Annotated in this window: 20 protein-coding genes; 15 read left to right on the top strand and 5 right to left on the bottom strand. The window is 59.9% G+C overall.

Going from position 1 to position 24,307, the window contains the following annotated elements; all coding sequences use genetic code 11:
• Positions 1-42 precede the first annotated feature (42 nt).
• The 3 genes from DENOEST_RS02540 to DENOEST_RS02530 are packed head-to-tail and all read right to left on the bottom strand — an operon-like array spanning position 43 to position 3,495.
• Positions 43-2,160, bottom strand: coding sequence for an MtrB/PioB family decaheme-associated outer membrane protein (locus tag DENOEST_RS02540; RefSeq protein ID WP_145770619.1), 2,118 nt, complete (start codon positions 2,158-2,160; stop codon positions 43-45).
• A 15-nt stretch (positions 2,161-2,175) separates the two neighbouring features.
• Positions 2,176-3,111: a DmsE family decaheme c-type cytochrome gene (locus tag DENOEST_RS02535; protein ID WP_145770618.1), complete on the bottom strand. Its 936-nt coding sequence runs from the start codon at positions 3,109-3,111 to the stop codon at positions 2,176-2,178.
• Positions 3,112-3,171: 60 nt separating this feature from the next.
• Positions 3,172-3,495 carry a c-type cytochrome gene (locus tag DENOEST_RS02530; protein ID WP_145770617.1) on the bottom strand — a complete coding sequence of 108 codons (324 nt, stop codon included), beginning with the start codon at positions 3,493-3,495 and terminating at the stop codon, positions 3,172-3,174.
• Positions 3,496-3,828: 333 nt separating this feature from the next.
• Between DENOEST_RS02530 and DENOEST_RS02525 the strand changes: the two genes are divergently transcribed.
• The gene (locus tag DENOEST_RS02525; RefSeq protein WP_170228187.1) at positions 3,829-7,746 is read left to right on the top strand and encodes a GGDEF and EAL domain-containing protein; all 3,918 of its coding nucleotides are present in this window, start codon (positions 3,829-3,831) and stop codon (positions 7,744-7,746) included.
• Between the two features lie 7 nt (positions 7,747-7,753).
• Here the strand turns inward: DENOEST_RS02525 and DENOEST_RS02520 are convergent, their stop codons facing one another.
• Positions 7,754-8,626, bottom strand: a complete 873-nt coding sequence (locus DENOEST_RS02520) for a CHASE domain-containing protein (RefSeq protein ID WP_170228186.1) — start codon at positions 8,624-8,626, stop codon at positions 7,754-7,756.
• Between the two features lie 88 nt (positions 8,627-8,714).
• Between DENOEST_RS02520 and DENOEST_RS02515 the strand changes: the two genes are divergently transcribed.
• The 13 genes from DENOEST_RS02515 (at position 8,715) to DENOEST_RS02455 (ending at position 21,870) form a co-directional block, all read left to right on the top strand.
• On the top strand, positions 8,715-10,166 hold the full coding sequence (locus tag DENOEST_RS02515) for a sensor histidine kinase (RefSeq protein ID WP_170228185.1): 1,452 nt from the start codon (positions 8,715-8,717) through the stop codon (positions 10,164-10,166).
• Between the two features lie 35 nt (positions 10,167-10,201).
• The gene (locus DENOEST_RS02510; protein WP_170228184.1) at positions 10,202-11,206 is read left to right on the top strand and encodes a response regulator; all 1,005 of its coding nucleotides are present in this window, start codon (positions 10,202-10,204) and stop codon (positions 11,204-11,206) included.
• A gap of 18 nt (positions 11,207-11,224) precedes the next feature.
• Positions 11,225-11,881, top strand: coding sequence for a c(7)-type cytochrome triheme domain-containing protein (locus DENOEST_RS02505; RefSeq protein WP_197970489.1), 657 nt, complete (start codon positions 11,225-11,227; stop codon positions 11,879-11,881).
• Positions 11,882-12,001: 120 nt separating this feature from the next.
• A complete protein-coding gene (gene ccmA / locus DENOEST_RS02500; RefSeq protein WP_145770612.1) occupies positions 12,002-12,622 on the top strand; it encodes a cytochrome c biogenesis heme-transporting ATPase CcmA in 621 nt (206 codons plus the stop codon).
• 37 nt (positions 12,623-12,659) lie between these two features.
• Entirely contained in the window at positions 12,660-13,328 is a 669-nt protein-coding gene (gene ccmB, locus DENOEST_RS02495) for a heme exporter protein CcmB (RefSeq protein WP_145770611.1), read from the top strand.
• A gap of 105 nt (positions 13,329-13,433) precedes the next feature.
• Positions 13,434-14,837 (top strand): hypothetical protein, encoded by a 1,404-nt coding sequence (locus tag DENOEST_RS02490; RefSeq protein WP_145770610.1) that lies wholly within the window; start codon positions 13,434-13,436, stop codon positions 14,835-14,837.
• A gap of 14 nt (positions 14,838-14,851) precedes the next feature.
• The gene (locus DENOEST_RS02485) at positions 14,852-15,250 is read left to right on the top strand and encodes a phosphate ABC transporter substrate-binding protein (protein WP_145770609.1); all 399 of its coding nucleotides are present in this window, start codon (positions 14,852-14,854) and stop codon (positions 15,248-15,250) included.
• A gap of 24 nt (positions 15,251-15,274) precedes the next feature.
• Positions 15,275-16,930, top strand: a complete 1,656-nt coding sequence (locus DENOEST_RS02480; RefSeq protein ID WP_145770608.1) for a methyl-accepting chemotaxis protein — start codon at positions 15,275-15,277, stop codon at positions 16,928-16,930.
• A gap of 83 nt (positions 16,931-17,013) precedes the next feature.
• Entirely contained in the window at positions 17,014-18,984 is a 1,971-nt protein-coding gene (locus DENOEST_RS02475) for a heme lyase CcmF/NrfE family subunit (protein WP_145770607.1), read from the top strand.
• Between the two features lie 10 nt (positions 18,985-18,994).
• Positions 18,995-19,522: a DsbE family thiol:disulfide interchange protein gene (locus DENOEST_RS02470; protein ID WP_145770606.1), complete on the top strand. Its 528-nt coding sequence runs from the start codon at positions 18,995-18,997 to the stop codon at positions 19,520-19,522.
• Entirely contained in the window at positions 19,515-19,982 is a 468-nt protein-coding gene (locus DENOEST_RS02465; protein WP_232096418.1) for a cytochrome c-type biogenesis protein, read from the top strand. Before DENOEST_RS02470 ends, DENOEST_RS02465 begins: the two co-directional genes overlap by 8 nt.
• Entirely contained in the window at positions 19,979-21,226 is a 1,248-nt protein-coding gene (gene ccmI / locus DENOEST_RS02460) for a c-type cytochrome biogenesis protein CcmI (protein ID WP_145770605.1), read from the top strand. The genes DENOEST_RS02465 and ccmI overlap by 4 nt, the downstream gene beginning before the upstream one ends.
• A 29-nt stretch (positions 21,227-21,255) precedes the next feature.
• Positions 21,256-21,870, top strand: coding sequence for a Tll0287-like domain-containing protein (locus DENOEST_RS02455; RefSeq protein WP_145770604.1), 615 nt, complete (start codon positions 21,256-21,258; stop codon positions 21,868-21,870).
• Between the two features lie 15 nt (positions 21,871-21,885).
• Here DENOEST_RS02455 and DENOEST_RS02450 read toward each other — a convergent pair whose 3' ends face one another.
• The gene (locus DENOEST_RS02450; RefSeq protein ID WP_145770603.1) at positions 21,886-22,410 is read right to left on the bottom strand and encodes a tetratricopeptide repeat protein; all 525 of its coding nucleotides are present in this window, start codon (positions 22,408-22,410) and stop codon (positions 21,886-21,888) included.
• A 372-nt stretch (positions 22,411-22,782) separates the two neighbouring features.
• On the opposite strand from DENOEST_RS02450, the gene DENOEST_RS02445 reads away from it, so the two are divergent.
• Positions 22,783-24,306 carry a sensor histidine kinase gene (locus DENOEST_RS02445; RefSeq protein ID WP_145770602.1) on the top strand — a complete coding sequence of 508 codons (1,524 nt, stop codon included), beginning with the start codon at positions 22,783-22,785 and terminating at the stop codon, positions 24,304-24,306.
• Position 24,307: the final 1 nt, after the last annotated feature.

Raw genomic sequence — 24,307 nt, 5'->3', positions numbered from 1 at the left:
GCGTTTCCGTCGATTAGTGGGAGGAAGTGGTTCCGGGATCGCTCACTGGAAAGTGTAATTGATCGTGAAGGCGATGAAGCGGACAGTCTCGCTGGGCCGCACATCGAACCAGGTGCCGTCGCTATAGGTCCAGTTGGTCCAGGTCCAGTCGTTGGTCCTGCGCTTATCCACCAGGTAGTCCGCCTTGATCGTGGTGGACGGGTTCAGAGCGTACTTGGCGAAGAGCTTGAGGGTATGCATCTGGCTGGAAATGTCCGGCAGATTCGCGGCACCAGCACCCGTCAGTTGGTAACGGCTGAGATCATGGGCCAGGGACAGGTCCCCCCCCACTTCCAGGGTCTTCCTGATTTTGCCCCGGAATCCCAGGCCCCAGGAGTCGCTGCGGTTGGAAACGGCAGCACTCCAGACGCTCAGATCACAGGTAGCGCTGGCGCCAGCAGCGGTCCGCTTGGAACAGTCGGCCTGATTCATCCGGGTATCGTTGCGGGTTACCCAGGCCGTCAGGTTCCAGGCATCCGTCAGGGCATAGGCCCCATCCAGGGACACCAGGCTGGCCTCACCCTTGCGCATACCGATATCGGGCGTGCTGCGGCCAGGGCCGTAGTCATCCTTGGATTTCTCGGCCACCAGTTGCAGGCTCAGGGCCTCCAGAGGCGTCCAGTCCAGGGATAGCTTGAGCTTGTCCCGATCCCGGTTGCCAATATAGATGGGCTGAAGCAGGTTTGACCCATAGTCCGTCACACCGTCCAGCTTCACCAGGCGCCGATAAGCATCACCGGTACGCTTGCCATGCACCAGGGCCACGCTCCCACTCAAGGTTTCTGCCATGGCCCGACGCAGTTCCAGCCGGTAGCTCTGTTCATCGATCTCTGCCCGGTATCCCACGACCCGGACCCCATCCGCATTGCGTTCCTTGATGTCCTGTTCAAAGCCCGCATTCAGGCGATAGCCCCGGGGCAGCAGATAGCCCGCCTCCAGTTTCAGGGTGTGGTTCTTCAGGGAGCGATGCTCGTTGCGTCCATCGGTGGTGGAGCTGCCAGGAAGCGCCGTCGGCACGGCCACCGTTCCACCGTAGATGTATTGGGAGACCGGCGTCTTGTCGTCCCGTTCCTCGTAGCGATAACTGCCGGTGAGGGTCAGACCGGCCATAGGCCGGGAGGAGAGTCCCAACTGTGCCAGGGTGGTATTGAGCCGTCCGCCCAGGCTGCTGCGGCCCGACTCGTTGCGATAGGTCGGCCCCACATCCATGTAGGACTCGTCCTGGGTGATCCGGCCATAGGCCAGCTTGAAGGTACCCCGGGTCTTGTCGGTGAAACGATAGGCCCCGCTCAATTGCAGACGGTGAGCCTGATTGTCCGGCGGCAGGGAAATGAGATTGAAGGTACTCAGCGCGCTCGCCCCACTCGATACCGCCAGGGAGGAGCCTGCATTGCGATTGTAGAACCAGGAACCGTAGTAGCCCCCGCTCAGTTGCAGCCGGTCTCCGGTGTAGTCCAGGCTCACATCCAGTTGGCGCGTGGTGGAATGGATGGGTTCCGCCAGGAATTCCTGGAAGGACGGCGTACCCCGACCGAAGGGCCGATTGCCATCCTTCTCCTGGTTCTGGAACAGCACCTTCAACTCATAGGGACCCAAAATCTTGCTGAGCCCCAACCGGGAAGTCTCCCGCTCGGTGTGCAACTGGATACCCCCGGCCGTGGAGCGGGTCTGGTTGGCGGTGTAGGTGGCCGGGTAGGACTGACTGTTGCTGCCTATGCCCCGCAGATTGGTATGAAGATCGTAAGGCGTATAGCGCGGCGTCTGGTCATATTCAATGGACACCCGCCAGTCCCCCTGCCGCTCGGCCCCAAAACCGAACTGCTGATCCGGTAGCCCCACACGCTGGCCGTTGGCCCACAGCCAGAAGCCTTCCTCGTCCCGCTTCACCAGGGAGAAATCCACCAAGCCAATATCGCCCTTGTCCCGCAAGCCGTTATAGGCGCCGAACCGGCGGCTGTCCGCGTTCAGATAACCGATGCCGGCACTGATATGACTTTCCGGCGTCACCAAAACCCCCACCTCGTCCAGCTCTGCTGCCTGCACGGAGGAAAAGGCCAGGGTCAGAGCGCCATAAACAAGGCTATGGCGAAAGGTCTGACGGTCGCGATGCAATGTTTTCATTCTTGTCTCCCCCGATTAGCGACGGAACGTCCGTTCGTTGCTGACGTTGGCCGGATTGTTCGAGCCATGGATGCTGGTGTGGCAATTCAGACAGGATCGGGCATTGGTGATGCCACGCCCCATGCTTGTGGTGCCGGTACTATTCGCGAACCCGGGAATGCCGCCCTGATGAGAGCTGGGCTCATGGCACTCCTGACAGAGCAGGGGCGCCCGCATCTTGAGCAGGTTCTCCACCGTGGAGCCATGGGGGTTGTGGCAGGCCGTGCAATCATCGGCCGGTTCATGCTTGCGCAGGAAGGCGCCGCGCTTTTCCATATGGCAGGTGAAACAGGTATCGGCCACGCTGTCTCTCACCATCAGCCGGGGACCGGCCGAGCCATGGCTGGCGTGGCAGTCGGAACAGACCACCTTGCCTTCCAGAATGGGGTGATGGGATGGTTTGGTCACCAGGTTGCGCTGTTCCTTGTGGCAGGTAAAACAGACCTGGGGCTGGGTAGACCGGTCCCTCACCTTGTCATGGACAGTGTGCAGTTGATGGCAGGAGGTGCAGGGCACATCCCGGGCCGAGTGGATGCTGTCCTGCCAGTGGATGAACTTGCCACCCTTGTGGCAACTGGCGCAGACAGCGTTGTGGCCTTCCACGTTCCGGGCCGTGCCCTTGCCGAAGGGCAACTCGGGCTTGGGCCGTTCCACCTGCCCCTCGGGCTTGTTGATGTGGGTCTCGCTCTCGCCGTGACAGCCGGTGCAACCCGGCAAGCGGGCATCGGTCTTGACGCCATGGCGGGTCTTGCCGATGGCCAGCACCGGATAGGACTCGGTCTCGTCATGGCAACGGGTGCACTTGGCATCCCCCGTGAGTACCAGATCCTTCTTTTCCGCAGCCTGAGCCAGGCCACCAACAAACAGGCCGGCCACCAACAGAGCCGTCCAGCCTAACTGATTGAGCTTCATTTTCTCCCCTTCCCTGATTTTGACTTCCCCTACGAGGGAGGCTCCCTCGAAACTGGCAGCTCAGCGACTGAGCACCCACTCCACCACATTCTTCACGTCAGCCGGGTCCTTGGACTTGAGGACCTCGTGGTCTTCTTCTTTTCCGTCAATCTTGACCTTGGGTGCCGTCGTGATATGGGTCGATAGCTTGGCGATGGCATCAGGCTTGTTCTTCCACTTGCCGGCGATCTCCTTCAGGGCCGGACCATCCTTCTTCTTGTCCATGGCATGGCATTTCAGGCAGCCGCTCTTGCGGGCCAGGGCCTCGGCAGCGGCCTCATCCAAGGCCCAGGCGGCCGAGAACCCAACCATACCGACCATCAACATCACCATTTTTCTGTACATGAGTACCCCGCTACGCACGTTTGATCCGACCGAAGCCCCGACATCCCACTGCCAACCGACCTGATCGGAATCAGGGATACCCAGATATTCGGCTGGCGATTTTAAACCAGGAAATAGAACGAAAGTTGCAGACTGAATCTCAATAACCCATTCTCGCAATTGAGAAAATCCATCGGACCGACAATCCTGGAAAACTGTCCACAACCGCTGCCAGACCAGGATTACCGGTATTACTTTTGGCCTAGCGACAGGCACCTTTCTTGCGTTCCGGTATTGGCGTTCCCACCTGTCCAGACCACCATGCAAGTCGGCCCCTTGAACTTGATGCAACAGATGTCCCGTCGCGCACGGGAACTTCCCCACATCGCCGCCGCCAGCATCACCTTGCTGATCGCCCTTCCCATCGGGCTCTATCTGGGCTTTCAGCAGATGCGTCTGGAACGGGAACTGGCGACCCATACCGAGTTCCATGTCCAGCTCCACGGCCAGATGCTGGCCGATACCCTGAAACGACTGGGCGCATTGACAGAAGCCATGGCCGACAATCTCTCGACCAGCGACCAGGAGCGCAACAGGGCCGTTGGCGGCGCACTGCTCAAGGCCCATGGGAACAGCGCCCACCTGGAGGTCATCAAGGGCGATACCACTCCGCGAATCATCCATACCGGCCCGGATCGGGGGCCGGCATCCATGCACGACAGTTCACGCCAGGCCGATGGTCTGCTGCTGACGCGAACGGGCACGCCCCGAAACAATATCTACGCCGACCGACTGGTTGTCAGCCAAGCTCTATCCATCTCCCGCCATGGTGTGCCGGGCGGTTTCTGGGGCTATGTCAACGCGGTCATGCCGATCTCGGAAATACTCGCCGCCAGCGGGCTGCCACGCTTGTCCCAAGAGGGCTTCGATGTTCGCCTGAGCTATATCCGCGACAGCATGTCGCCCGAGGTGCTGCTATTCACCAGCAGTCCCTCCCCGCTGACGGAGGGCACGAGTCAATCCATCCGCCTGGAGGGCGGCGGACGGCTCCAGGTGGTGCTGCAACCGAAAAATCATGTACTGACGCAGCTTGCCACCGTGAATTGGCTGCCCCTGGCGGTGAGTTGCGCCCTGCTCTACCTGCTGGTCCTGCGCCTGCTGCGTCGGCCCATCGAGCTCGAACGCAAGGTCAATGAGCGTACCCGTGAGCTGGATACGGAAAAGCAGGCCCTGCAACAGGAAGCCGCCCAGCGCAGGAAGGCGGAGGAATCCCTGTATCGGTCCCACCGCCTGCTGGACAGCATTTTCGAGCATCTGCCCGGCATGATCCTGGTCAAGCGGGCCAGCGACCTGCGCATCGCCCGGGTCAATCGTTCCACGGAAAAAGTGTTGGGGCGGCCCCGGGGCGCCCTGATCGGTCGCAGCAACGAAGAACTTTACGATGCCGATCTGGCCGGCCGCCTGTCGCGCAGCGACTATCAGACGCTGATCGAGGATGGCCTGATCGAACTACCCACCGAGCGCATTCACCTGCCCGGACAGGAGCCCCGCTCGGTGCGTTTTCGCAAGGTGGCACTGGCCGACCAGGCGGGCCGCCCCGAATACATTATCGAGTTCGGCGAGGACATCACCGAGCAGGCGCTGCTGGACGCCCGCCTGCGGGAACACCTGCTGTTCCTCGAACAGCTGGTGGATGCCATTCCCGGCCCCCTCTACTTCAAGGACCGCCAGGGACGCTACATCGGCGTCAACACCGCCTTCGAGCAACAGTTCGGCATCGCCCGGGAAGCGCTGATCGGCAAGACGGCCTTCGAGGCGGGTCAATCGCAACGGGACATCGAATTCCGCAACTCCGATACCGAATTGCTGGATAGCGGCAGAAGCACCGTCCACGAGGCCCTGCTCGTCGATGATCGCGGCGATCAGCGGGATGTCATGGTCCACAAGGCGGTGTTCGCCGCTGCCAGCGGCGAAGTGGCCGGCATTGTCGGCATCATGCTGGACATCACTGAACGCAAGCGTGCGGAAGAACATGGCCGCCGACTGAATCGTACCCTGTCGGTCTTCAGTGGCGCCAACCAGGCCATTGTCCGCATCCATGATCGGGAAGAACTACTCCAGGCCATTGCCGTCCTGCTGCATCAGCACGGTGGTTTCCCGGTAGCCTGGACCTACCTGAACACAGCCGATGGCCGACACATCATGATGGAGACCGACAAGACCGCCGGTCTGCCCGAACGCATCCTGGAAGCCATGGAGCAGAAGATCCACTGCTACACGGCGGACGCCAGCTATTGCAAGACCTTCGACTGTTGCAACCAGGAGATTGCCCGGGAACTGGATCAGTTGGGCCTGTCTTCCTTCGTGCACCTTCCATTCCGAACCCGAGACGGCATCATCGGGGGTATCGGCATCCTCGACGTGGCCCTGGACAATTTCAGCAACGACGAGCGGCAGATGCTGACCGACCTGGCCGACAACGTTTCCTTCGCCCTGGAAACCATGGACATGGAAAGGGGGCGCAGGGAAGCCGAGGGGAAATTGCACTTGGCGGCCCGGGTATTCGAGAACAGCGCCGAAGGCATTATCGTCACCGACAGCAACAACAGCATCCTGATGGTCAATCAGGCCTTCAGCACAGTCACCGGCTATGGGCCGGAAGAAGTCATCGGGAAGAAACCCAGCGTGCTCAACTCCGGGCGCCAGGATCGAGCCTTCTACGAAGAACTGTGGAAAGCCCTGCACCGGGATGGCGAATGGCATGGCGAGATCGAGAATCGGCGCAAGAATGGGGAAATCTATCCCGAATGGCTCAACCTGAGCGTGGTGCGCAATCCGGATGGCACAGTGGCCAACTACGTGGCGGTATTCTCGGACCTCACCAAGCGCAGGGAAATCGAGAACCGGGTGGAATTCCTGGCCCACCACGATACCCTGACCGCCCTGCCCAACCGCACCCTGTTCAACGCCCTGCTGCAGCAGAATCTGGATCAGGCCAAGCGCGCCGTCGGACGGCTGGCGGTGATGTTCCTCGACATCGACCGGTTCAAGGTCATCAACGACACCATCGGCCACACCGCCGGCGATTATTTGCTGCGGGAGGTGTCTCAGCGTCTGGTCGAGGTGGTGGGCGACGACGGCCATGTCTCGCGCCTGGGCGGCGACCAGTTCGCCGTGGTGCTTTCCGGCATCGACCGGCCCACCCGTGCCGCCGCTGTTTGCGATGCCATCCAGTCGGCCTTGCGACAGACCATGCGCATCAGCGGTCACGAAGTGCACCTCTCCAGCAGCATAGGCATCAGTCTGTTCCCGGAGGATTCCGACACCCTGGAGGGGCTGGTCAGCAGCGCCGATTCCGCTATGTATTCGGCCTGCGAACGGGGCGGCAACACCTATCAGTTCTTCCATCAGGACATGAACAGCCGCTCATCGGAGCGCATGCGAATCGAAAGCAAGCTCCATCACGCTCTGGAAAGGGGCGAGTTCTCGGTCCATTACCAACCCCTGGTCTGCTCCCGCACCGGCCAGATCCGCGGCGCGGAAGCCCTGTTGCGCTGGTATCAGGCCGAAACCCAGTCCTTCATCAGCCCCTCGGTATTTGTGCCCCTGCTGGAGGCCACGGGCCTCATCGTGCCGGTGGGGGAATGGGTACTGCGCACCGCCTGTGAAGAAAACAAGCGCTGGCGCGAGGCCACGGGCAGGGATTATTTCGTGGCCGTCAACATGTCCGCCCACCAGCTCGCCGACGAGGAGCTGATCGGCAAGATATCCCGGCTGCTCTGCGACATAGACTTCGATCCGAAATACCTGGAGATTGAGCTGACCGAGAGCGCCATGATGCAGGATGCGGATCATGGCATCGCCACCCTGCGCAAGCTGAAGTCCCTGGGCTTCAGTCTGTCGATCGACGACTTCGGCACCGGCTATTCCAGCCTCAGCTATCTGAAGCAACTTCCCCTCGATACCCTGAAAATCGATCGATCCTTCGTGACCGACGCGCCCGACAATCCGGAGGCGGCCTCGATCATTCGCGCCATCATCGCCATGGCCCATACCCTCAAGTTCGACATCATCGCCGAGGGGGTGGAGCGGCCGGCCCAGATCGAATTCCTGCGGGAATGCGCTGCGGACATTCTCCAAGGCTACTACTTCTCCAAGCCACTGGAGGCACATGCATTCCTGCAACTCATCACCGCAACGCCGTTTTTTTCTCTGCCGATCAGCAGCCATCCATCATTACAACTGGCCACCACGCGAAAAACCTCTACCTGACCAGAAGTCAAATCCGGCGCAGGCGGCTCACGAGCAAGTAACTAGCGCTGGCCGCCAGGGTCGCCACCAGAACCGCAAGGGCCAGTAACGGCCAGCCGTACCAAGGGGGATCCCAGCCATTGACCGGTGCCACTGAAAGCTGCCAGCGCCCGCTGGGCACTTCGATGGGAATGGTGACGGGTTTCTCCAGGCGGTTTCCCTGGATCGGTGCGAAGAGTCTGCATTCGCCACCCTCCATCTCGCGGCAGAGGGTGTAACGGTAGCCCAGGCGGGAAAATTCGGAAAATCCCGCCACCGCCAGAAGTCCTTCGATACGGATCAGAGCGATGGTGAAACCCCAGAACTCCTGCTTGCGGCCGCCGTCGTTGCGAAAAACGGGAAAACGTCCAGCCAGGCCTGTGCCTCCCTGGATCAGGTTGAATGGCCCGGCCAGGATCAGCTTTTGCCTGGATAGGGCGCGAAATGCTTCCTGACTGCGATCTTTGTCCTTCAGTAGGTCATGGCCGATCGCCGCTTCGTTACCTCGCAGAGGATATATCTGACTCACCACGCCCTTGGGGGCCAGTTGCACGGAACTCACCATCGGGAACAGATAAAGCAGTTCGGCGCCAATGGCGTCAAAATTGGCGATCTCCCAATTTTCCTGGGGCAGGAGCGAAGCCAGCATATAGGCGGCGCCCATCGCCTCCTGGACGCGCAGGCCCATCCGCTGACCGTGGGCCATGGCCATATCCCGGGCCAATCCCCGATGGGATTCTTCCATCGACGAATGCCACATCCAGCCACCGAAAACAACGAACAGAAAGGCCAGAACGAACACCGCACCCAGGCCCACCCGGAGAGGGATACCTAACTGCCCCGTTACCTCGCGTTCAGACATCTCTGAGTTTCCCCACCGACGCATTCACTCCGTAGAATGGCATTCTAATAAACAGGGTCATAGACTACACCCAGCAGCCAACATTTCCATGTCATTCCGACTCACCCGATACTTCACCCTGACCAGCCTGGTGTTTTTTGCCATTGCCAGCAGTGGCCTGGGCTACATCTATCGCAAGTCGGCCCAGGACAACATGCTGCTGATGCAGGAGTCGAACAATGCAGACCTGACTCGGGTACTGGCCAACCAACTGTGGCAGGAACATTTTATTCCCCTGTTGCGGGAATCCGCCTCGATGCCATCCAGAGAACTGGCCCGGCATGTTCGGATTCAGGAAATTCATCGCCGGGTTGCGGACCAGATTCGGGGCAGCTCGGTATACAAGATCAAGGTGTACGATGCCCTCGGACGCACAATCTATTCGTCCGAGCTGAACCAGATCGGCGAAGACAAACGTGGCAACGCCGGATTCATGGGCGCTCTGGCGGGTGAAACCCGCACCGAGCTGGTTCATAAGGACAAATTCAGCGCCTTCGAGCAGGTAGTCGAAAACCGCGACCTGATCCAGAGCTATATTCCCCAGCGGGATCCTGGCACCCGACAAATTATCGGCGTCTTTGAAATCTATTCCGATGCCACCCCCCTGCTGGCCCGGATCAATAAGGCTGAGCACCTGCTGACTCTGGCCCTGATCATCGCGTTTGGCACCCTGTATTTCGCCCTGCTGCTGATCGTGCGCCGGGCCGATCGCATCATCCAGCAACAGGCACGCGACCAGCAGCGCTTTCAGCAGCAACTGGCCCAGTCGGAAAAGATGTCCTCCATGGGACAACTGGTAGCCGGTGTGGCGCACCAGCTCAACACCCCCATCGCCTTTTCACGCAACAACATCATCCTGGCCCTGGATGTGCTTCACAACGATTCGCCCAGCGATGCCGAGGTTGATGCCGTGGCAATACCGAGCGTACCCGTGGTGCCCATGCTGGAGGATGTTCTGGAAGGACTGGACCAGATGCGGGACATGGTCACGCAACTGCGAAACTTCACCCGAATCGACCGTGCCACCATCATTGCGGCGGACCTCAACACAACACTGCATACGGTGGTCTATATCGCCCGTAGCACCTTGCCCACCCGCATCCGTATCACGGAGGATTTTTCTCCCCTGCCTGAAGTGGAATGCAATCCGTCACAACTCAACCAGATGTTCATCAATCTGATCAACAACGCCGCGGACGCCATCACCGCTGCGGGAGAAATTCGGGTCCGCAGCTATGCCCAGGACGGTCGGGTCCATGTGGAGGTGATCGATGACGGCACAGGCATACCCGCCGACGTGCTGCCCCATATTTTCGAGAGTTACTACACCACCAAGCCCGGAGACCAGGGAACAGGGCTGGGCCTGCCCATCGTCGCGGATATCGTGAAGAGCCACTGCGGCGAAATCCATGTCGAGACCAAGGAAGGAAGCGGCACCCGCTTCACGGTTACACTGCCCGTCCGGAACCCCGACCTCACCTCATCCCGCCCCCGACCCTGATCCGGCCCCACTTCATGCAGAACGCCGATATTTCCATGACCATGCCCACAAGCCTTTCCCTGAAGAAGGGCCGCGTGCTGTGCGTTGATGACGAACCCCATATCCTGAGAGCCCTGTACTGGCTGCTACAGAAGGACTTTGAGGTCATCACCGCCACCAGTGGCCAGGAGGGAATTGCGCGCATCCAGCAGCAGGCGTTCGACGTCGTCATCAGTGACCAGCGCATGCCGGAGATGGGTGGCGTCGAATTCCTCACCATGGTGAAGACCCTGACGCCGCGCTCGATGCGCTTCCTGCTCACCGGCTATGCCGACTTGCCGGCGCTGCTCAGCTCGATCAACGAAGCCGAGGTTTATCGCTACATCACCAAGCCCTGGGACGTGGACGACTTGCCAAGAATGATCGCCCAGGCCGCCGATATCGCACGCGCCGCCGAACTGCCCAGCACCACGAGACAGGAGGCAATGGTTTCCGAAGGTACTACCGGCGCGGCCCCCATACTCGTGCTGGACAACTGCCCGACCACCTTGTGCGCGGTTCAGGCCGCCGTCCAGAAACTGGCCGAGGTCATCCAGGTCTCCACCGTGGCCGACGCTGTGCATGTGATGAGGCATCAGGCCGTCAGCGTACTGATCTCGGAAACAGCCCTGGGAACCGCGGACTTGATCCCGCCCCTGTGCCTGATTCGGCAACGCCACCCCCAGGTCGTCGCCGTCCTGCTGTCCCGGACCATCAGTACCGATTCCATATCGGCCCTGATCAACCAGGGCCAGATTTTTCGTTTCCTGTCCAAACCGATCGACGATGGACAGCTGGGCGAAACCCTGATCCAGGCCCTGAAGCTGAACCGGCAACTGACTCAGGACCCTGGCTTGCAGGAACGTTACCGGACGGAACCCCTGACGGCTCAGTCATCACACCTTGACGACGCACGGCTCTCCTCCGTGACCCTGGCCGACGCCACTGGCGGGACACGGGACGAAAGCCTGGGCCAGCGGGTGGGGCGACTTGTCCGCAGCCTGTTCCCGAGCAACGTCTGAAGCGCCCGAGGAGCGTCCATGAAACACCACTCCAGTTACGGTCCCTGGCTGGCCGCCCTGCTCGGCCTGGGGCTGCTGCCTGGTCTGCTCCAGGCCCGGGACCAGGAACGGTGGGCACAGTTCAAGCCTGCCCCCGGCATGGAAGCCCCTGCGGCAGTGGAGCCTTCCCTCCCGCTGCCACCCGTGAAAACCATCGACTCGCCGGCGCGCCGGACTCTTGAGCGGGAAAGCTATTACGATCCCGGCAATCCGGACCTGGGCCGCCTGCAAAGGATCGAGGAGGCCACCGCCATCCTGCCCCACGACAGCAACGGCTTCCCAGACTGGATGCGCGCCCTGCGGGAGGGCAGCATCACCCCCCGGGAAAGCCTGGGGGGCAAGGGTAAAATGGAAGTGCTGGACCTGGACATCATCATGCGCAACACCAAGGAAATGCCCCATGTGCGCTTTCCCCACAAGTCCCATACCCTGTGGCTGGCCTGCACCAATTGCCATCCAGATCCCTTCCAGCCCGTGGCCGGCAGCACAGCCATCCGCATGGCCGACATTTTCCGGGGACAGTACTGCGGCAAATGCCATGACCGGGTCGCCTTCATCACCTTTTTCTCTTGCCAGCGCTGCCACAGCGTGCCCCAACAGGGTTCCGCGAGCGGCAGCGCCCCGTCGGGACAATAGATTTCCCGATGGAAGGGACTTCTGCATGTCCAATTTCTGAATTTTCCCATCTGCGGGTAGACTGCCCCGCTCCCAGGCGTCCAGCGCCACCCAGTCGACCCATCCTGTCCATCCGAATTCATGCTGCAAGCCCAGAATCTCCAGTGTGTACGTGGCGAGCGCCAATTGTTTTCCCATCTCGGCTTTACCCTCGATGCTGGGGAACTGCTGTATTTGCAGGGCAGGAACGGAGCAGGCAAAACCAGCCTGCTGCGCATGCTGGTGGGCCTGCTGCCGCCGGTCGCTGGCGAGATTCTCTGGAAGGGTAGTTCCATCAAACGTCAGGCCGAAAATTACCGAGCCGAACTGTGCTACCTGGGACATCACAACGGAACCAAGGAGGACCTGACGCCCCTGGAAAACCTGCTGACCTCGGCCCGATTGCACGGAGAACACCTAGCGGAGGATGATGCGGTGGACGCCCTGGAACAGGTCGGGCTGGCGGGGCGGGAGGATATCGCCTGCAAATACCTGTCCCAGGGACAGAAACGGCGCGTGGCCCTGGCTCGGCTAGTGAAAAAGCGTTGCGCCCTGTGGATTCTGGACGAACCTTTTGTCGCCCTGGATAGCACAGCAGTCGGCTGGCTGGCGGAACTCATAGGCGGACACCTGCAACGAGGCGGATTGTGCGTGATGACGACCCACCAGCCCGTGGCAATCAGCGCCGGCGCCGTCAAGGAACTCCGTATAGGCGCCGGATGATGACAGGCCTGCCCCCCGTCCCAACCGGAGCACCGCCATGCTGAACGCCATATACTGTCTGGCAGCGCGGGACATTCGTCTGGCCATGCGCCGCCAATCGGATCTGGCCTCCACGCTATTCTTTTTCATCATCGTGGTCAGTCTGTTTCCTCTGGGCGTGGGGCCGGACCCTGACCTGCTGAGAAAGCTCGCGCCCGGCGTGGTCTGGGTTGCAGCCCTGCTGGCCACCATGCTGTCCCTGCCGCGCCTGTTCGCCGATGATTTCCACGACGGCACCCTGGAGCAACTGGCCCTGACCCCCCATCCCCTGCCATTCCTGGTATTGGGAAAAATCATCGCCCACTGGATGCTCTCCGGCCTTCCCCTGGCCCTGATGGTCCCGATCGTGGGCCTGCAATTCGACCTGCCCGCCGAAGGTCTGATCACCCTCACGATCTCCGTTCTGCTGGGTACCCCGGCTCTCTCCGCCATCGGCAGCATAGGCGCCGCCCTCACCCTGGGACTGCGCGGCGGCGGGGTGTTGCTTGCCCTGCTGGTACTGCCTCTATATATTCCAGTGCTGATCTTCGGCGCCGGCGCCGTGGACGCGACCCTGACCGGACTGGATCCTCAGGCCCACCTTTCCCTGCTGGCGGCCATTACCCTGGCCGCCGTGGGCTTCGCCCCCTGGGCGGCGGCTTCGGCATTGCGGATTGCGCTGGAATGATCGGGAGGGCAAGGGTCTTGTCTTTGCTGGAAACATTGACATCGGTCAAACTCCACTTCCTCTGGAATGAGTATTGCTTCTGATGGTCCTTTTGGGAGGAGTTCTATGATTTCGAAAAATCGTGTATTGCTGGCAAGCGCGGGTATCGCCTGCGCCCTTGCCGCCACCCCCGCCAGTGCCGCCAAGCCAGGCAAGGCCGACGCCGCCCGCGTGGAGGAACTGGAGCGCAAGCTGGAGCGCAGCCTGCAAATGATCGAGGCGCTGTCCGCCAAGGTTCAGCAACTGGAACAGGCCAAGACGGCCGCCGTCGCGCCCCCCCCGGTCGTGATCGAGCAGCAAAAGCGGGTCGAAGCCCTGGAAAGTCAGGTCGCCCAACTGGGTAGCGGGCTGTCCAACCGGTCCAATGACGAGAGCCTGCCGGTACATGGCTTTGCCGACGTGGGTCTGGTCCATGGCCGCGAGAACAATGCGGTGTATGGCAAGGGCACCAAAGGGTTTACCGTCGGCAACCTGGATCTCTACCTGACGCCCAAGTTCGGCGATCGGGTGCGCAGCCTGATCGAACTGGTGTTCGAGGTGGATCGGGACGGTTCGGTGGCCACCGACCTGGAACGTGTGCAGATGGGCTATCTGTTCAGCGATGCCGCCACCGCCTGGGTCGGCCGCTTCCACACGCCCTACGGCAGTTGGAATACCGCATTCCACCATGGCGCCCAGATCCAGACCTCCATCCTGCGGCCCCGCTTCCTGGAATTCGAGGACCGGGGCGGCATCGTTCCCGCCCACACCACGGGAGCCTGGCTGACCGGCGCCTTCAGCGGTGACTCGACCAGACTGGGCTACGACCTGTATTTCGGCAACGCACCGACCATCGGGGTCGACCTTTCCGCCCCCTCTGGCGCCGTGGCCGTGACCAATCCCACCGCCTTCAGCCCGACCGTTGCCCTCGGTGGCTATGCCGGCACGGGCGTATTGGACATGCGCCAGGGCGGTCGCACCAGCCACGCCTATTCCTCGGGCTTCACTGCCTGGGTCGAACCCCGCGTCCTGGACGGCCTGCGTCTCGGCCTCCATGGCCTGCGCGCCAAGATCGAGGATGACAGTGTGGATATGAACCAGACCCAGCTTCGCATGCTGGGGGGGTACCTGACCTACCAGGACAACAATTGGGAAGTGCTGGGTGAGTACTATGGCTTCCGCAACCAGGACATTTCCGGCAGTACCGGCACCCACAGCTCATGGGCTGGCTACATGCAGGCTGGTTACAATATTGGCCTGTTAACCCCCTTCGTACGAACCGAGCGGGCCATCCTGGACCAGACCGACAATTATTTTGGTGTCCAGTCCAGTGGACGTTCCTATAGTCGCCTCGCTGCCGGCATACGCTACGACCTGGATCCTAAGGCTGCCCTCAAATTCGAACTGCTACGCACACAGCAGGGAGACCTTGGTCCTGATTTGAACAATGACTACAACGAAGCCCGTATCCAATATTCGGTGCGCTTCTGATGAAAGGGACTTCCATGAACTACATCAAGGCAATCGCCGGACTCATCGCCATCCTGGCCGTCACACCGAGCTATGCGCTGGCCGAGGGTTATGTCGTGGCCCACAGCTCGGTACGGCTCGGTGCCAGCGACATCAAGGAGGTATTCGTCGGCAATATGCAGTTCGCTGGCTCGATCAAGCTGGTGCCTGTGGATAACGGTGCCGTTCAGGGCGACTTCCTCTCCAAAATGCTCAAGATGGACCCGGATCGCTACGCCAACACCTGGGCCAAGAAGTCCTTCCGTGAAGGGTTAACTCCGCCGCCGATCAAGTCGGGGGACGCGGAAGTACTGGATTTTGTCAAACGAACACCTGGCGCCATCGGTTACGTCAGCCGCCAGGCCGCTGGTGCCAATGTCATTGTGCAATATTGATATACCGATTTCCCGTCGTGACCCATGAGCGTTTTCAGTAGCCTGACAGTAAGGCAGCACCTTATCGTCATCTTCGCCCTGGTCACGACGGGGTTCATCGCAGGCAGTGCCATGGGCGACCGCATGTCGGCCATGATGCACAATGACGCCATCAACATCTTCGATACCGCCCTGGTTCCCATCCAGGAAGCCGGCGACATGGAGAGCAACATGCACGATGCCCGAGCACAGTTGCTGCTCGGCCTCCAGCATGATCCCCAAAGCGAATGGGTGGCCCTGCATGACCATCCCATCGACAAGCACCTGAACGCCTATGAGGACTCCATCACGGACATTCAGGATGCCTACGAAGCATTTGCCCGCATCAAGGGCCTACAGGCCGACGAACGCAACCTTCTCGGCGCACTCGGTGAAAATCTGAGCGCCTTCACCAGCGCGGGCAAGGAAGTGGCAGAAGCCTTCAAGGGAGGGGACTATCGCCAGGCCAACACATTGATCCTGAAAAAACTCAATCCGGCGCTGACCGGCATGCATCACCAACTCAAGCAACTGGAACTGTTACTGTTGAAGCGGGCCAAGCAGCAGAACATCGACAGCGGACGTCTGCGCACACGGGTGTCGATGATCGTCTGGATCGGCGCGGCCCTTGCCATCCTGTGCACCTGGGGCATGTATTTCTTCTTGTCCCGCACCATCACACTGCCCTTGCGCCGGGTCAAAGAGGCAGTCAGCCGCATGGCAGAGGGGGACTTCAGCCACAACATAACGTCCAAGGGGCATACCGAGTTCGACGAACTGTTGCGGGCTGTCGCGGCCATGCAAACGGATTTGCGCAAACTAATGGCCGAGGTCCAAACAACCTCCAATGTAGTTTACTCGAATGCTGCAGTACTATCGGAAAAGCTCGATCAAGCAGCGCGTAGTTCTCAGGAGCAAGGTGACCGGATCAGTGACATGTCGGCCTCCCTGGAGCAGATGAGCCGCGCCATCGGGGATGTTTCAGAAGGCGCCTCGGGCGTCGACCATGCCGGGCAGGATGCACATCAGTGGGCCAGGGAAGGAACCTCCAGCATGCAGAGCGGTCTCACTTCAGTGGAAAAAATCGTCACTACGGTACAGGATTCCAGCACCGCTATTCGTGAACTCTGTGATGCCGTCAATCACATCGGAAACTTGGCCATCGTGATTCACGACATCGCGGGACAAACCAATCTCCTGGCCCTGAACGCCGCCATTGAAGCGGCACGGGCCGGCGAACAGGGACGCGGATTCGCCGTAGTCGCCGACGAAGTGCGAAAGCTGGCAGAACGCACCGCCAGCAGTTCCTCAGATATCGGACAACTCCTGAGTGGCGTCGGCAACCGCTCGGAACAGGCTGTCGCCACCATGCGAGAAGCCATGACCGAGGTTGAACAAGGCGCCGTCCAGATTCGTTCGATAGGCACTATCCTTGACAAGATTCTTGCCGCATCCAGCAAGGTAAGCGATCTGACGCAGGGTATCGCCGCCGCGACCCAACAGCAATCAGAGGGGACCGCCCACGCGGCGCAGTCCATGCATCACATTTCCAGCTTGGTGGAGGGCAATAATGCAGCCCTTCAACACATTGCGGTCACCGCTGCGGAAATGACGCGGATTTCCACTGATTTGAATGGATTGGTGGGACGTTTCCGATTCTGACCCATTACCTTGAATATTCATGCCGTCTTGTACCGGCGCTCCCCATGCAATACCGTCTACAAAAGTCGTTCTGGAGAAATTAGATGATTCCTGAGATTGGGCAATTCGCCCTGATATCCGCGCTGGCAGTTGCCCTCGTGCTAGGTGTGCTACCCCTGGCGGGAGCCATTCGCCACGACGACCGGCTGATGGCCCTGGCCCGCCCGGCGGCCGTGGCCCAGTTCGGCTGCGTAGCCGTCGCCTATGGCTGCCTGCTCAAAGCCTTCATCTCCAATGACTTCTCGGTCGAATACGTGGCCCAGCATTCCAATTCCCTGCTGCCCATGTTCTACAAGGTAGCCGCGGTCTGGGGCGGTCATGAGGGTTCCATGTTGCTCTGGGTGCTGATCCTGGCTCTGTGGACCCTGGCCGTGGCATTGTTCAGTAGCCGGCTTCCAACGACCATGGTGACCACTGTGCTTTCCGTGATGGGCATCATCAGCGTCGGTTTTCTCGCCTTTCTGCTGTTTACTTCGAACCCCTTCACCCGGCTGTTGCCACCGGCGCCCGACGGCAACGATCTGAATCCGCTGCTACAGGATCCGGGCATGGCATTCCATCCGCCCCTGCTCTACATGGGTTATGTGGGCTTCTCCGTGGCCTTTGCCTTCGCCATCGCGGCACTGATCTCCGGCAGGCTGGACGCGGCCTGGGCACGGTGGTCTCGGCCCTGGACCACCGTGGCCTGGATATTCCTGACCCTGGGCATCGCCCTGGGCTCCTATTGGGCCTATTACGAACTGGGGTGGGGCGGCTGGTGGTTCTGGGACCCGGTAGAAAATGCCTCCTTCATGCCCTGGCTGGTGGGCACCGCCCTGATCCACTCTCTCGCAGTCACGGAAAAGCGGGGCAGTTTCAAGAACTGGACTGTACTGCTGGCGATCATGGCATTTTCCCTCTCCCTGCTGGGCACCTTCCTGGTCCGCTCCGGTGTGCTGACCTCGGTCCATGCTTTCGCCACCGATCCCGCACGAGGCGTCTTCGTTCTGACTTTTCTGGCCCTGGTGGTCGGCTGCTCCCTGATCCTGTTTGCCTGGCGCGCACCCACCGTTGGCCTGGGCGGCAGCTTCGAACTGCTATCCCGGGAGTCCCTGTTACTGGTCAACAATGTACTCCTGACGGTAGCAGCCAGCGCTGTTCTGCTGGGTACTCTCTACCCCTTGTTCCTGGATGCTTTGAACCTGGGGAAAATTTCCGTCGGCCCCCCCTACTTCGAAGCCGTCTTCGTACCCCTGATGGTTCCGCTGGTGGTACTGATCGGGATCGGTCCCTTTGCCCGCTGGAAGACGGCCCACTTGAGCGATCTGCCCAAGGGCCTGCGCTGGCTGTTCATACTGCTGCTGCCGGTAGCCATTTTGTTGCCCTTTGCACTGGGCCATGGTTCGGCGCTGGTATCCCTGGGCCTGCTGCTGGGATTTTGGTCCATCGGTGCCAGTCTGCTGCAGTTGGCGCATCGTCTGGGCAAAGATAACTGGCGCATTCGCCTGGGCACCCTTCCCCGTGCCTACTGGGGCATGATCATGGCTCACATCGGAATCGGGGTTTTCGTTCTTGGAGTGACCATGGTCAAAGGTTACGAAAGCACGGCGGACGTACGCATGGCCGCAGGCGATACCACCACCATTGGCGGCTATACCTTCACCTTCCAGCATATCGAGGAACTGAACGGCCCCAATTACGTAGCCGCCCGCGCCCATGTCGAAGTCAGCCGCGATGGTCAGAAGCTCAAGATCATGGAGCCGGAGAAGCGCATCTACAACGTCCAGCGCATGCCGATGACCGAAGCAGACATTGATGCCGGCTTGTTCCGCGATCTCTACGTTTCCCTTGGCGAAGCAATCGATGCGCAGACCTGGGTAGTGCGCATCCAGCACAAACCCCTGATCAACTGGATCTGGTGGGGCTGCCTGCTGATGGCCTTTGGTGGAATCCTTGCCGCCAGCGACCGACGTTATCGCATTGCCCGGATGCAAAAGCTCAGCCCCGGCACTACATCCGCCACCGCAACCGTCTGACGGAGCTCCCATGCGTCGATTCATATTGCCCCTGGGCATTTTTCTGGTACTCGTTGGTTTCCTCGCCGTGGGCTTGCGCCTCAATCCACGGGAAGTACCCTCCCCCTTCATCGGCAAGCCCGCACCTACGTTTCGCCTGACACAACTCCATGCGGCAGATCAGGCCCTCGCCCCGGAGGACATGAAAGGCAAGGTCTGGCTGCTCAATGTGTGGGCCTCCTGGTGCGTCTCCTGCCGCGAGGAGCATCCAGTACTGCTCGATCTGGCACGGCGCAACCTGGTGCCCATCATCGGACTGGACTACAAGGACGATCGGGAGGCCGGCAAGGAATGGCTGCTACAGCACGGAAATCCCTACGCTCTGTCGGTCTGGGACCGAGATGGCCGGGTGGGCATCGATTACGGGGTCTATGGCGTACCGGAAACCTTCGTCATCGACAAAACGGGCGTCATACGCCATAAGCATATTGGCCCCCTCAACGAAACCGTGCTGGAAGAGAAAATCATCCCTCTGATCAAGGAGCTCAACGGTGCGTAAATTGATTGTATTTGCCTGGTTTGCGCTCTGTCTGGGTCTGGCGCAGGGACGCGAGGCTCAGCCTACCGCGGAGGATCCTGTACTGGAAGCCCGAGTTCAGGCAGTGGCGGAGGAGTTGCGCTGCCTGGTCTGTCAGAACCAGAATCTTGCCGACTCCCACGCCGAACTGGCGATCGACTTGAAGAATCAAGTCCGCGAGATGTTCCAGCGGGGCATGTCGGAAAAACAAGTCGTGGAGTTCATGGTGCAGCGCTATGGTGATTTCGTCCTCTACCGCCCCCCGGTGAAGCAGACCACCTGGCTGCTCTGGTTCGGCCCCTTCCTGCTCTTCGCCGGCGGACTCGGGGTGCTATTCGTCAAGTTACGGAATCGCCGTAGCCAGCTTCCCAAGCCGCTTTCCCAAGACGAGAAAAACGCTGCCACTCAACTCCTGGATAGTGACCGGAAGGAATCCGCATGACTCTGTTTGCACTCATTGCCGGTGTGCTGCTGCTGGCGGTTACCGCCGCACTCATCGTTCCACTGATGCTCGCAAGGAAAGGTACTTCAACTGTCGCCAGTTCAATCGATTTGAGTCTGGCTGTACTGAAGGACCAATTGGCCGAACTTGGTCACGATCGTGAAAATGGCATTGTTGACGAGGCCAACTACTCTGCCGCCAAAGAGGAGTTGGAACGCCGGGCCCTGGAGGATGCGACCCAGACGTTGCCTCCACCCACTACAACCAGGCAACGGCCTTTTATAGCCGTAACTCTGGGCCTATTGATTCCGGTGGCCGTCATAGCTCTGTATGTCGTGCTTGGGTCACCTGAGGCATTCCGGGAAAGCAAGGGCGGAGAAGGGGGTTCCCATGCCCTGACCTCCCAGCAAATCGTCGCCATGGTGGAGCGTCTGGCCGAGCGTTTGCAGGAAAACCCCAATGATGGCGAAGGCTGGCTGATGCTGGCACGCTCCTACGCTGTCCTGGGTAAATTTCCCGAAGCCGTCGCGGCCTATGGACGAGCCACGACGCTGTTACCTCCCAATGCCCAGACCCTGGCGGACTATGCCGACACAGTCGCCATGGCACAAGGACGCAGTCTGCAGGGAGCGCCGGAAAAAATCGTCCAGAAGGCCCTGGAAGTCGACCCACGCAACGTCAAGGCTCTCGCTCTGGCAGGCACCATAGCCTTTGAGAAACAGAACTACAACTCTGCGATCGCGCAGTGGCGCAAAATTCTGGAAGTGGTTCCCGAAGGCTCCAGCGTGGCCAATAGTATCGAAGGCAGCATCCGCGATGCCGAAAATCGCATGGCGATGGGAGCCAGTCAAAGCCCAGGCGCAATGGAAATGACAAAGCAGGAGGTCAAGCCTATCCTTGCGCAAAGCGTTTCTGGCTCGGTCTCCATCGATTCGTCGTTAAAGGGGCAGGTAAAATTGGACGACGTTGTGTTCATTTTTGCCCGAGCCGCCAATGGTCCCAAGATGCCCCTGGCCATCCTGCGCAAGAAGGTCGCCGATCTGCCCCTGGAATTCACTCTGGATGACAGCATGGCCATGACTTCCAATAATCGGCTGTCTGCCTATCCCCAGGTGGTGATTGGTGCCCGTGTATCAAGAAGTGGCGATGCCACCCCTAAACCCGGTGACCTCGAAGGACTTTCAATGCCTGTGGCCCCCGGCGCCAAAGGCGTCAAATTTGCCATCAGTACAGTACGACAGTAGCTAACAGGCGGCATGGTCGTGGTGGCTGAATGGAGACGGCAATGGCACGGATAAACTCCACGGGGTTCTGGCTTCTGTTGCCCGTCACCCTGCTGTTCCTGATGCAAGGGGCCACCGCCGCCGAAGACCTGCGTAAACTGACTGACGATGCTCGCACTGCTGCCAAGCGGCTGATCGAGCAGACCCGTACCGAATTGACGAGAGAGCTGGAGCGCTCAGGCCCCGCCCGTGCGGTGACGGTGTGCAAGTTCAGTGTGCCCGAACTGGCTTCCAGCATTTCCCGTCAGACTGGCATGCGGGTTACCCGGGTCAGCCTCCGGCCCCGCAACCGCGCCCTGGGAGAGGCTGACCCGTGGGAACAAAGGATTCTTCTTGATTTTGAGAAGAGACTTGCCAAAGGAGAGAACCCAGAGACCCTGGAAATCTCGGAAATCATGGATGAGCCAGTAGGGAAAACATTTCGTTACATGAAAGCCTTGATAATCGGCAAGCCCTGCATGGGCTGTCACGGATCAACCAGCGATCTATCCGAAGGTGTCAAGATCCAGTTGGCAAACGAATATCCCTTTGACCGGGGGACCGACTATCAATTGGGGCAAATTCGGGGTGCCATTTCCGTGAAAAGGAGCCTACAGGGCCCCTGACCCCCTATCGGAAAACTATTTGCCGATGGAAGATAGTGCCCGCTGGGCACCCACATGCCCTTGGGTAGCGGCTTTTTTCATCCAACGGGCCGCCTCCGAGTGGCTTTCGATGACGCCTTTGCCAGCCAGAAACAACAGGCCCAGGTGATATTGGGCCTCGGCATGTCCAGCGCTGGCGGCCTGGAAATACCAGGAGGCGGCTTCCCGGTCCGGATCGACCACAGTACGCGCCGCCTGCACACCGAACAGATAGGCGGAACCCAGTTGAAACATTGATTCGACATGACCTTGAACTGCTGCCTTCTTCCACCAGAATACCGCCTGCTTTTCATCCTCGGGCACACCATCGCCCTGGTAATAAAGCATCCCAAGACGATACTGGGCCAGGGTATTCCCTGCATTGGCTAAGGGGAGCAGCATTTGCGCAGCCTGTGCATGACGTCCTGCTTCCATGGCACGCAAGGCATCGCTCAGCGGATCTCCGGCTTGGGTGGCGCCTGTGGCCAGAATGACTGCCAAGAGCAATACTAGGCGCAGCATATTCCTTCTCCCGAATCTGGCATGAACGAGTATTTAACCGTAACAACCATTTTTAAATAATGGCTAATAGTGATGAAAAACTTGCCATGTTTTATGCCCCCCTTAACTTTCCGAGAAACACCAGCGGTCAATGCTTTCCGGAGGACGGTCACACATTTCCAATGACGGAGTATACCGTGCCCCCCTGCCACACGTCGTTGGGAATGGCCAGGCACATAGTTCGCTTGCGGGTTGCGACCCACGTCAGTCGCTTGGCGACAATTATTGGGTATCGACAGGCCTATGGGCGTTAACTATCAGTTATGGGATGATTCGCGCCCGGCTCCGAAATCAGTTCGGGCAGTACTGCAACCAATTGACAAGGGATGAAGCTTGGGAGAATCGGCAGAGCTCACCGGGGGAAGCCCCACCCAGGACAACAGGCATCCCCCCGCCCCATTAAGCCGCAAGGGCGTATGGACCATTGCCGTCCTGGTGGCCTACTTCATTCTGGTCACTGCGGTTATCGCCTATGAACGCGGCATCATGATCCAGTTGGTGAACCGCCTGCAACAGGTCCATGAGACCGATGAAAGGCTGGTCGCCCTCAACATGGCGGTATCGAGAACCGTACTCTCGGTCAACGAAAACTATTTCAACCCGAGCACAGCCGAGGCCTTCAAGGTGCTGACTCTGGAGGTGGAAGCCATACTTCCCGGTGTCCGGCGTCTGGCCCCAAGTTATCCCATCCTGCGGGATGATATCGAAGCGCTCACACAGTCCCTGAACGATTTTTCCAATGAAGGAACTCGCGCCGCCATTGCCGACCTGCGCACCACAATGCACCATCTGGTCATCAACCTCGACACCATCACCACGGACGCCCATACCCAGAAACAGGAGACCCTGGAACGATACCAAACCACATTCAATCGGGTCACCCTGGAATGGTCGGCCTTCGGTATCGTATTCATCGCGATTCTGAGTGGCGTAATCCTGTTTTTCTTTCGCGCCCTGACCCGCGACATTGAGCGTATTCACCACCGGGCTGTGGAAATCGTGCGCGGTTATCGGGGAGATCCTCTGGAGCACACCCGCGCCGATGAACTGGGAGCCTTGATGGATGCACTCAATCAGATGCAGCAGGAACTGCGGCAACACGAGTCCCGAATGGAAATCGTTCGGCAGCAACAGTTCCACAAGGAAAAGATGGCGGCCATCGGTTCCCTGGCGGCGGCGGTGGCTCACGAAATCAACAACCCCCTGTCCGCCATCGTCGGCATCGCGGAAACCATGGACGCGGAGTGCAAGGCCCAGGAATGCGACAACTACGGCAGCGTCTGCCATCCGGAAATGATTCTGGACCAGACCCGACGCGTCATGCAGATTACCCGGCAGATCAGCGAGTTTTCCGTACCCCAGTCCCAGGATCCGGAACTGCTGGACATCAACGGACTGGTGCGCAGCACATGCAACTTTGTCAAATTCGACCGGCGCGTCCGTCTGATCGACCTGCGGCTTGCCCTGGGAGACAACCTGCCAGCCATATTCGTGACCGCCGACCATCTGGTCCAGTCCATCCTTAATCTGCTCATCAATGCCGCCGATGCCATGCAGGGCAAAGCGGGCGACAGCCCCCGGATCGAAGTCATGACATCTCTACAGAACGGCCGGGTGCTGATCGAGATCAGCGACAATGGCTGCGGAATAGCGCCATCCGACCTGCCCCTGGTGTTCAACGAACACTTCACCACCAAGGGGCCGGGCCGGGGCAGCGGCCTGGGCTTGGCCCTGAGCCGATCATTAATTCGTGATGCCGGAGGCGATATTTCCATCGACTCAACCCCCGGGGTCGGCACCACAGTGACCGTGACCTTGCCCATCCCCAGCCTCGGCGGTTCCGCTGCAGGCACATAAC

The organism is Denitratisoma oestradiolicum (genome assembly GCF_902813185.1).
In the GTDB taxonomy this organism is placed as follows: domain Bacteria; phylum Pseudomonadota; class Gammaproteobacteria; order Burkholderiales; family Rhodocyclaceae; genus Denitratisoma; species Denitratisoma oestradiolicum.
The sequence above is the reverse complement of the archived record's forward strand: the minus strand, read 5'-3'. Positions and strand labels throughout refer to the sequence as shown.

Excerpts from the sequence above, each read along its gene's own strand:
- DENOEST_RS02505 (WP_197970489.1), top strand. The coding sequence starts at position 11,225 with ATGAAACACCACTCCAGTTACGGTCCCTGGCTGGCCGCCCTGCTCGGC.
- DENOEST_RS02530 (WP_145770617.1), bottom strand. The coding sequence starts at position 3,495 with ATGTACAGAAAAATGGTGATGTTGATGGTCGGTATGGTTGGGTTCTCG.
- DENOEST_RS02475 (WP_145770607.1), top strand. The coding sequence starts at position 17,014 with ATGATTCCTGAGATTGGGCAATTCGCCCTGATATCCGCGCTGGCAGTT.
- DENOEST_RS02520 (WP_170228186.1), bottom strand. The coding sequence starts at position 8,626 with ATGTCTGAACGCGAGGTAACGGGGCAGTTAGGTATCCCTCTCCGGGTG.
- DENOEST_RS02490 (WP_145770610.1), top strand. The coding sequence starts at position 13,434 with ATGATTTCGAAAAATCGTGTATTGCTGGCAAGCGCGGGTATCGCCTGC.
- ccmA (WP_145770612.1), top strand. The coding sequence starts at position 12,002 with ATGCTGCAAGCCCAGAATCTCCAGTGTGTACGTGGCGAGCGCCAATTG.
- DENOEST_RS02470 (WP_145770606.1), top strand. The coding sequence starts at position 18,995 with ATGCGTCGATTCATATTGCCCCTGGGCATTTTTCTGGTACTCGTTGGT.
- ccmI (WP_145770605.1), top strand. The coding sequence starts at position 19,979 with ATGACTCTGTTTGCACTCATTGCCGGTGTGCTGCTGCTGGCGGTTACC.
- DENOEST_RS02525 (WP_170228187.1), top strand. The coding sequence starts at position 3,829 with ATGTCCCGTCGCGCACGGGAACTTCCCCACATCGCCGCCGCCAGCATC.
- DENOEST_RS02510 (WP_170228184.1), top strand. The coding sequence starts at position 10,202 with ATGACCATGCCCACAAGCCTTTCCCTGAAGAAGGGCCGCGTGCTGTGC.
- DENOEST_RS02535 (WP_145770618.1), bottom strand. The coding sequence starts at position 3,111 with ATGAAGCTCAATCAGTTAGGCTGGACGGCTCTGTTGGTGGCCGGCCTG.
- DENOEST_RS02540 (WP_145770619.1), bottom strand. The coding sequence starts at position 2,160 with ATGAAAACATTGCATCGCGACCGTCAGACCTTTCGCCATAGCCTTGTT.
- DENOEST_RS02450 (WP_145770603.1), bottom strand. The coding sequence starts at position 22,410 with ATGCTGCGCCTAGTATTGCTCTTGGCAGTCATTCTGGCCACAGGCGCC.
- DENOEST_RS02515 (WP_170228185.1), top strand. The coding sequence starts at position 8,715 with ATGTCATTCCGACTCACCCGATACTTCACCCTGACCAGCCTGGTGTTT.
- ccmB (WP_145770611.1), top strand. The coding sequence starts at position 12,660 with ATGCTGAACGCCATATACTGTCTGGCAGCGCGGGACATTCGTCTGGCC.
- DENOEST_RS02485 (WP_145770609.1), top strand. The coding sequence starts at position 14,852 with ATGAACTACATCAAGGCAATCGCCGGACTCATCGCCATCCTGGCCGTC.
- DENOEST_RS02480 (WP_145770608.1), top strand. The coding sequence starts at position 15,275 with ATGAGCGTTTTCAGTAGCCTGACAGTAAGGCAGCACCTTATCGTCATC.
- DENOEST_RS02455 (WP_145770604.1), top strand. The coding sequence starts at position 21,256 with ATGGAGACGGCAATGGCACGGATAAACTCCACGGGGTTCTGGCTTCTG.